At 44.9% G+C, this 9,035-nt stretch carries 6 protein-coding genes and 1 pseudogene; 2 read left to right on the top strand and 5 right to left on the bottom strand.

Annotated features, from left to right (window positions below; all coding sequences use genetic code 11):
* The coding region (locus PHP87_RS09260) for a DUF1533 domain-containing protein (RefSeq protein ID WP_299920574.1) at window positions 1-1,294 on the bottom strand (1,294 nt) is incomplete at its 3' end.
* A gap of 198 nt (window positions 1,295-1,492) precedes the next feature.
* Here PHP87_RS09260 and PHP87_RS09255 point away from each other — a divergent pair.
* Both PHP87_RS09255 and PHP87_RS09250 read left to right on the top strand, forming a co-directional pair.
* Window positions 1,493-1,855, top strand: a pseudogene (locus PHP87_RS09255) (ATP-binding cassette domain-containing protein); the annotation flags it as partial.
* A 319-nt stretch (window positions 1,856-2,174) separates the two neighbouring features.
* A complete protein-coding gene (locus PHP87_RS09250) occupies window positions 2,175-3,581 on the top strand; it encodes an MATE family efflux transporter (RefSeq protein ID WP_299920573.1) in 1,407 nt (468 codons plus the stop codon).
* A gap of 173 nt (window positions 3,582-3,754) precedes the next feature.
* Here the strand turns inward: PHP87_RS09250 and PHP87_RS09245 are convergent, their stop codons facing one another.
* The 4 genes from PHP87_RS09245 to PHP87_RS09230 form a co-directional block, all read right to left on the bottom strand.
* Complete coding sequence (locus PHP87_RS09245; protein ID WP_299920571.1) at window positions 3,755-4,387, bottom strand: hypothetical protein; 633 nt, start codon at window positions 4,385-4,387, stop codon at window positions 3,755-3,757.
* A gap of 455 nt (window positions 4,388-4,842) precedes the next feature.
* Window positions 4,843-6,186, bottom strand: a complete 1,344-nt coding sequence (locus tag PHP87_RS09240) for an acetyl-CoA hydrolase/transferase C-terminal domain-containing protein (RefSeq protein WP_299920568.1) — start codon at window positions 6,184-6,186, stop codon at window positions 4,843-4,845.
* 97 nt (window positions 6,187-6,283) lie between these two features.
* Complete coding sequence (locus PHP87_RS09235; RefSeq protein WP_299920566.1) at window positions 6,284-7,492, bottom strand: thiolase family protein; 1,209 nt, start codon at window positions 7,490-7,492, stop codon at window positions 6,284-6,286.
* A gap of 75 nt (window positions 7,493-7,567) precedes the next feature.
* Entirely contained in the window at window positions 7,568-8,416 is an 849-nt protein-coding gene (locus PHP87_RS09230) for a 3-hydroxyacyl-CoA dehydrogenase NAD-binding domain-containing protein (RefSeq protein WP_299920564.1), read from the bottom strand.
* Window positions 8,417-9,035: the final 619 nt, after the last annotated feature.

Below are 9,035 nucleotides of genomic sequence, written 5' to 3'. Positions count from 1 at the left end.
TTATATAATTATAGTTGGAGTGTTTAACTTCAGTACCGCTGGCTTTTTCATAGACTCGAATCTTGTTCAGATTGCTGCTCAAGGTTTTGTCCATACCGTTGCCAAAGTCAAACTGCAAAAGGGTATCACTCGGTGAAAGCTTTGCCTGGTTAAAGCTAAGAACAGTAAGGCCACCAGGAGTTCCGCTGCCTGCTCCCCCACCGCTGCCGTCACCACTGCCACCGCCGCTATTATTGCCATCACCACTACCGCCGCCACCACTGGAGCTTGGCTGCATGATTTTTTGCTCTAATTGGATGTCGTTATAGCCGGCAGCTTTTACTACTATAATATAACTACGGGCCTCGTTGAATACTTCCGCATTAATTGTAATCTTACCTTCACTTATACTGTACTTGGCGTTTGCCGATTGTCCATCAATACTTACATCAGAAATAGCCCCTCTCCAGGCAAGATCATCGCTAAAGGTAATATCAATGGCCTGGCCGATGGTATTATTCATCAAATCGGCGGTTAAAACTGGCGGATTAAGCAGCGTTACAGCTTCTACAATAGTTTGAACTACTGTAGCATCTATGTATCCCGGAGCTTTTACTACAATACTATAATCCCCGCTGGTAAGAAACACATCTGCATCTATACTTAATCTACCTTCCTCAATCCTATATTTACCTCTAATCGAGGAATCATTTACTTTTACATTACTTACCTTGTCTCTCCACAATGAATCATCCACAAAAGTAATATCAATGACATTGCCCCGCAGATTATCACTGCTATCAGCAATTAAGCTTGGAGCCTGAGAGGGTTCTCCTATTTGGATGCTAAAGCTTTCTACTGTTCCACCATCGGTGGATTTTAACTGTTTGGCTGGATCACTACTTTTAACATAGTCGATAATAACATTTTGCGCCCCGCTAGCTTTAGCCGCTAGTTCCAGCTTAATTTTCTCTGGGGTATTGGTTTTTACTACATTAGCAATAACAGCAGTATTACCATCGACCACTACCGTAAACTGCTCCTTCGTTCCGCTCGGGTCTGCCATTACCTTGTCGAAAGTAAGGCTGATATCCCCTTTTCTAGTTATTTCCGGAATAATTTCTGCCACCCAACCACCAGTAGTATCCAACTCTTCCGAAGCGGCTAACGACAGTTGCTCAGACACCTGTACCTGAAAAATAGCGTTCTGGATATCCATAGCCTCTCCCCAAGATACCGGGAAAACAGTAAAGAATAAAGACAAAACAAATAACCAGCCTACTCCCACAACAATTCGCAAATCTTTTAATCCCATCACACGCAATTCCCGTTCCCTCCTTAGCAAAATTCTCTTGCTTAATATATTCATCCATATCTACCGAGAATTCAAGCCCAATTATAACCAGGCGAAATATGTCCCCCGCTTCTTAAACAGCTGGGTCCCTATTAGCAAAACAGGCGGCAGGTTCTAATCCCCCACCTCGTTGCAACGCTGTGTTGAAACTGCTGCGCAGTAGGACTTTCCCAGAAGGCAAACAATTATCCTTTTGAACTCTCGGGCGGGCAGCAGCAGCGGGTGGCGATCGCCCGCGCCCTGGCTATGAATCCGGCTATTATGTGCTTTGATGAACCCACCTCCGCCCTGGACCCGGAACTAACTGGAGAGGTGCTTATGGTCATGAAAGACCTGGCCCTGGAGGATATGACCATGGTAGTGGTTACCCACGAAATCGGCTTTGCCCGTGAGGTGGCCGACCGGGTAATCTTTATGGATGAGGGGGTAATCATGGAAGAAGGCCAGGCTGAAGAAGTCCTTCTGAATCCCCGGCAGGAAAGAACCAGTGCTTTCTTAAGCAAAGTCCTGATGGCTCGTTAAGCGAAATAGCCTGTGAGCCTATTCCTAAACTCCGTTCCTTATAAATTTTTATCTGATGATTGGCTTTTATCGAAGAGAGCTATCCTTTATACTAGAGGATAGCTCTCTTTTTTTCGTAAAAATGAGAAGTAAGGTACTAAGGAATATGAGGGTTAAGCTTATTTCAAGCAACTCTTAGAATTCACGCAGCTGCTAATTCGCTTTTCCTCGCTGCTGCTTGTCTTGTAATCAGCCTGCTTTAGCTGCTTCGTCTTTGGACTAAACACCAGCTAGCAGGTCATGAGGTTTAGGCATTAAAAATATTCAAAGGAGATTTTCGATGGATCGTTCCGCGAGAATGCGTAACCAGCGTATAGGCAAATTACTGTGGAATTTTTCCCTGCCGACTATTGTTGGTATGCTGGTCAGTTCGCTATATAATGTCATAGCCCGGATATTTGTGGGCCGGGGTATAGGGTCTCTGGCCATAGCCGCAACCACGGTGGCCTTTCCCATTATGATTCTGCTTATGGCCGTTTCTCTCCTGATTGGGGTCGGTGCCACCTCTTTGATTTCCCTTAAGCTGGGAGAGCAGAAGAAGGATGAAGCCGAGAAAGTAGCGGGAACTGCCATGACCATGTTAATCCTATTACCAGCAGCCCTGGCGCTGTTGTTTCTGTTGTTTACGGAACCAATACTAATTAGTTTTGGAGCCAGTGCCGCCGTTCTTCCCTATGCCCGCGACTTCACCCAGATCATTATGCTGGGTTCGGTATTCGGCTCTATAAGTATGGGTATGAATAACTTCATCCGGGCGGAAGGTAATCCGGCCATGGCAATGTACACTCAGATACTGGGGGCAGTAGTGAGTGTAGCCTTAAACTATGTTTTTATTTTCATCTTCCATTGGGGGATAAAGGGGTCCGCTCTGGCCACTATATTAGCCCAATTGATTTCAGCCATCTGGGTATTAAGCTATTTTTTCACCGGCAGGAGCCTGGTGAAAATTCACTGGAAAAACCTGAAGCCTGCCTGGCCGGTATTGAGCAGTATTATGGCTATTGGTTTTGCGCCTTTTGCTATGCAGACGGCCGCCTGTATCCAGCAGCTCATATTAAACCATACTTTGATGTTTTATGGCGGCGATCTGGCCCTGGCCGCTATCGGTATTGTAATGAGCATATCTATGCTGCTGGTTATGCCGGTACTGGGCTTGGGCCAGGGGGCGCAACCAATTATCGGCTATAATTATGGAGCCCATCAATACCAACGGGTGCGAGAAACTTGGAAAACTGCGGTTTTGGCCGGTACGGGTATAGCGGTAGCGGGATATCTGGCTCTTCATATCTGGCCACTGCAATTAGTAGGCCTATTTAGCAAGGGAGATACCGCCCTTACCACCATGACGGTTCATGCTATGTTAACTTTCTTTGCCCTGTTGCCGGTGGTGGGGTTTCAGGTAGTGAGTTCCATGTATTTTCAAGCTGTGGGCAAAGCCAGGCAGGCCGCAGTTCTCAGCCTGTCACGGCAGTTCTTGATTTTTATTCCCCTGCTCCTGATTTTACCGCGTTTTTGGGGTATTGATGGGGTGTGGAGAACTGCTCCTATTGCTGATGGCCTGTCAGTAGCATTAACCGCTGGCTTTATCCTTTTTGAAATGAAGAAACTGCGGCAGGAGGAAGCCCAAGAGCCTAGAAAAGGAGGCAGCGGAACTACTCCGTCTGGAACTTTTAAAAACCTGGCTTGAACCCGATCGCCATAATATCTCAATGGAAACCGGTCTTGCAACATTTTTTTGTGGAGCAAGACTAGTACCACCCTCAAAGAAGAGATAGACCGCTTTTTGACGGAAGTTCTGCCGGTCTTAATTGGCATACTGGGCGGCGCTGACAGGCCCGGTCTTCCGCATCCCCTGTATTCTTATCTATAGTATTTTGTACGTTTTTTCTTTTGTCGGAATAAATTTTGCTTTACATTGGCGGTTAGTACTTTTTGCGTTTCCGGTGATGTCTCCTGCGGCTCGGCTGTTTCATTGGTCTGGGCTTCCTCTAATGTCGTCTCTTGTATGGCGGAATCTTCTGGCTCGCTGGCCTCTGTTGTTTCGGGTTGATCGGATATTTCGAAATTTTCCAGCGACTCCGGTTTAGCCTCCGTTTCAGTCTCATCAGGTTCAGTTTCATCAGGTGTTGTCGATGTTTCCCCTATCCCTGTTGTTTCCAGCACCTTTGCTGTTTTCGGTATCCCTTCAGTTTTCGGCTCTTCTTCTATTTCCAGTATCTCTGCTGTTTCCGTGGTTTCCGCTGTTTCTCTTCTCTGAAGTTCTTCTAGGGGTTCTTTTTCTTCTATGCTTTGCGCTGATTCATTTTCCACTGTTGGGGATTCTTCTAGTAGTTCTTGTGCTTTTTCTATGGTTCTCTCGTAAGGAATTGAACTAAGATGTGATTTTACCGTAATATAAGAATTGCTGCAGAAGGGACAAACTTTGTCATTTGATAAGGAAGTAGTGAATTTGCTCCACTCTTTACAGGATTGGCATAACAACCAATATGCCATAAATATTGACTCCTTTCCTTAAAAGATTCTAAATGAAAATCAATTATTATTTCTATAATATTTATGGCAGTAAAAATATAATATTACCACTATTTATGCAAAAGAATGTAGAAAAAGAAGAAGCCCCTCATTTCCCCTTCAGCAAAATTCAGAAGATTCTGGCTTAAATGGTTTGAGTTCATTGACTATTATTATTAAAAGAAAACATAACAGGTCGGGTGAGCCGTTATGCTTGCCGACCTGTTGTAAAATATATAACGAGGTGAAATATGTCCCCCGCTGCTTTAAGCGGCCAAAGTTCCTATTAACAAAACAGGCGGTGGGTTCTAATCCCCCGCCTCGTTGCAGCGCTGTGTTGAAACTGCTTAAGCAATTTCTCCCGATGCTTAAAAAAATAATATAAGGGGGTCAGATTAATAAGGGTTGATAGGATAGTTACCCCACCCGGGAATCATTTAGACTATTTTGTTGCTTCTTACCCAAATACGCATTTTTTCAGCTTCCTTAATGAGTTCATCCCGCAGGTCGGGGTGAGCGAGGTTAATAAGCGCTTCGGCCCGCTGCCAGGTAGACTTGGCTTTGAGCATGGTAATACCATATTCAGTGACTACATAGAAATTTATACTTCGGGGTACAGTTACAACGGCTCCCGGGGTTAGCGTGGGCCGGATTCGGGACTGCAGATTGCCTTCTTTGTCGGTAAAGGTTGAGGTCAGGCAGATCAGGCCTTTGCCTCCCTTAGAATAGTAGGAACCGATGATGAAGTCCAACTGTCCGCCGGTTCCGGAGATATGCCGGGTTCCCGATGATTCTGAAGCCACTTGTCCATAAAGGTCTAGCTCAATAGCATTATTGATGCCGAGAACTTTGTCATTGCGGCCAATAATAAAGGGGTCATTGGTATAGTCTACGGGATAGATGGCACATGCCGGGTTTCCATCCAGGAAGTTATACAGTTTGTTGGTACCCATGGCAAAAGTGTAGGCCATCTTGCATTTGTCCAGTTGTTTGCGGCGACCGGTAATACGGCCGGCTTCATACATATCGACAAAGGAGTCTACCAACATTTCTGTGTGTACCCCCAGATCCTTCAAATCGGATTGGGCTATCATGGCTCCTACTGCATTGGGCATGGCGCCTATTCCCAACTGCAGGCAGGCTCCGTCTTCGATTTCTTCCAGGACTATGGAAGCTATTTTCTTGTCAGTATCTGATATGGGGAGTTCCGGAAGCTGGATCATAGGCTGGTTGTCCCCTTCGACGATGTAGTCAACTTCAGATATGTGAATCGACTCCCGGCAGCCGCCCAGGCAGATGGGAACGGATTCATTTACTTCCACTATAACGGTCCGAGCGGTATCGCAGAACAGTGGGGTTAAAGAGAGCGAGGTACCTAAATTGAAAAAACCGTGTTTATCCATGGGGGCAACCTTGATCAGGGCCACATCGGCTGCCACATAATCGCGCTCATAAAAACTGGGGCCTTCATGATAGGTCAAAGGCACATAGTTGCACAAATCTTTGTCATGCAGTTTGCGGCTGGCGGCACTCATATGATAGTCATTATATATGAAGTGTTTTCTCTCCGGGTCAGCCAGTACCGTTTTGGGCGGAAAGGGGCAGGTGGTGGTGCGGATATTGACATTCTCTAATTCATCTACCCGCTGGGCCAATGCGACGTCCAGGTAGCTGGAATTCATGACAAATTCTCCATACTGCACCAGGTCACCTGATTTAACTACTTTCATGGCTTGTTCGACGGGTAGCAGTTTGCGTTTATATTCCATGCTGTAATCCATTTAGGGTAATTCCTCCTTACTGGCATATATAACTTTAAAAGCGTAGGTGATGGCGGTGCAAACCATCACCTACAAGGGAAATATTAAAATAAAGCTATTAGATTTCGCGGGTCCACAAAGAGGCCATGGCCGGTCCGGTTCCTACGCAGGTAGAAGCCCCGCCTTTGCTAAGGCCGAGTCTTTCCAGTTCGTAGTATAAAGAAACCACGATACGCAGTCCGGTTGAACCAATAGGATGTCCCAAAGCAATACCTGATCCATTGTGATTTACTTTATCCATGGAGAGGTCCATGCCATATTTTTCTTTCAGGCGGATTTTGCAGCCTATGAACTGAGGTGCAAACGCCTCATGCAGTTCCCAGTAATCAACATCATCGAATTTCCAACCAGCTTGTTCGAGTGCTGCCGGAATTGCTTCCGCAGGTCCGATTCCCATAACCTGTGGATCAACACCAACACCAATCGAAGCGACCAGTTTCATAAGCGGTTTTATTCCCAGTTCCGCAGCTTTTTGTTTGGACATGATAACAGCGGCGGAGGCACCGTCATTGATGCCGGATGCATTGGCAGCGGTTACTACACCCCCATCTTTTTTAAATGCTGGTTTAAGCCTGCCCACGCCTTCCATGCTGCAGTCACGAATAGGATGTTCATCTGTTTCAATAATTGTTACACCTTTTTTAGTTTTAATTTCAACCGGAACGATTTCCCGCTTAAAAGTGCCATTATCAGTTGCATTTATGGCATTGGTATGGCTTCTGACCGCTAACTCGTCACACTGTTCGCGAGTAATGTTATACAAAACTGCGACGTTTTCTGCGGTCATTCCCATGTGTCCCGGAACCAATGAATCAAACAAGGCATCGTGGGTTAACGAATCAATCTGTTTGCTATCGCCCATTCTGGCGCCAGTTCTGGCACTGGGAACCATATAAGGCGCCTGGGTCATGTTTTCCACACCGACAATCAGCGCGATATCTGTTACTCCCAGCATAATGTTGCGACTGGCAATTTCCAACGCCCTCATGCTAGAGGTACAATTCTGATTTACAACACAGGCATTACTACGCTCAGGAAGCCCGCAGGCCAAACCAACAATACGTGCGGGCAGAGATTTCTGCAAGCCCTGGTATACCTGCCCCATTACAATTTCGTCAATAATCTCAGCTGGAATTCCTGCTCTCTTGATGGCTTCCTTACCTGCTGTTACTGCCAAATCCTTGGCCGGCACATCTTTAAATTGGCCCAGAAACTTACCTATCGGCGTTCTACAAGCACTTACCATTACAACCTCATTCAATCCCATAATTTAATACCTCCAATTATTTTTCTCAATAGTTATTTATCTTGAAATACCGATTTACTTTTCTTTGGAAATTTATTAATAGTTATAAAAACCTTTCTTGGTCTTCATCCCCAACCAACCAGCACGAACATACTGTTTTAGCAAACCGGAAGGACGATACTTGGGGTCTCCGGTTTCGTTATATAAGGTATTCATAACTGCCAGGCTTATATCAGCACCTACCAAATCACAGAGAGTAAGCGGTCCCATGGGCCATCCGGCGCCAAATTTCATAGCTGTATCAATGTCTTCCGCAGTAGCCAGTCCCTCATAAAGGATGGCACAACCTTCATTAATTGCCGGTACCAGGATACGGTTAACTACAAACCCGGGTCCTTCTTTAACTTTTACCGGTTTTTTCCCAATCTCAATAGACAGGTCAACCACAGTTTGCACGGTTTCTTCCGAGGTCTGCAACGCAGGAATAACCTCGACCAATTGCATAACATTGGCCGGGTTGAAAAAATGCATTCCCACAACCTTATCCGGTCTTTTGGTAATAGCCGCTATTTCCGTAATGGAAAGGGAGGAAGTATTAGTAGCGATTATAACTTCAGGAGCCAGCAAAGCATCTAATTTGGTGTAAACATCTTTTTTGACGTCCATGTTTTCAAATACGCCTTCAACTATAAAATCAACATCTTTCAGGTCTTCGAATTTGTCTGTTCCCAAAATATTACCCACTACAGCATCCTTTGTGCCGGGAGCAGCTTTCCCTTTTTCTTCTGCTCTGGCCAGACTCTTCCCAATGGAGCTTATAGCTCTATCAGCAAACTCTTTTTTAATATCATAAAGTACGACTTTCTTGCCTGCAGAAGCAAGAGCCCAGGCTATACCCTGTCCCATTGTACCAGCACCGAGCATTCCAATTTTGTTAATAGCCATTAAGATAGTACCTCCTCATCGAATAAACTAAAGAAACCTTAAAAATTGCTCACCTCCCTTGGTAAATAATCCCAGATGTCTAAATAAAGCTCTAAAATAAATAACTATAGTTGCAAAAAAAATAGTCTGAATCTATCTCATCAGACTATTAAGCAAAAAGCGTGCCAACTTTCTTATGAATCATAAACCATCCGGTATTTAGGCGTTTTGTCCAGTTCCACCCTCCACTCATTATTTCTCGGTTGTCTTATATTGCAACTGCAGGTATAGAATCTTTATTAAGCAATCGTATTGTTTTGCGCCTTTGGAAACTCGTATGGATTACCAACCATGCGACCGTTTTTACAACCCTTCATAATATATATGTATATAAATTTGCGCAGGTTGTAAAAAATCATCGGCCACCTTAAAAGCTTGATTGTTGTGATTTTTTACTCAAGATACTTCTGAAACAAAAATAACCTTCTGCTATTTGGATAAGTTGAGGGCAGAGTCAACACCGCTGGCTCTGCCCTTATAAATACCTTATAAACCTTGCCTTCGTTAGATTAGTTGTGCTTGAACAGTAAGCCAATGAAGGGAAAAACCTTAACTCCTCACTCCTCACTCCTCACTCCTC

It is taken from the genome of Syntrophomonas sp., assembly GCF_028707975.1.
Lineage (GTDB): Bacteria > Bacillota > Syntrophomonadia > Syntrophomonadales > Syntrophomonadaceae > Syntrophomonas.
Note: the sequence above shows the minus strand (reverse complement) of the source record. Positions and strands in the feature narration are given on the sequence as shown.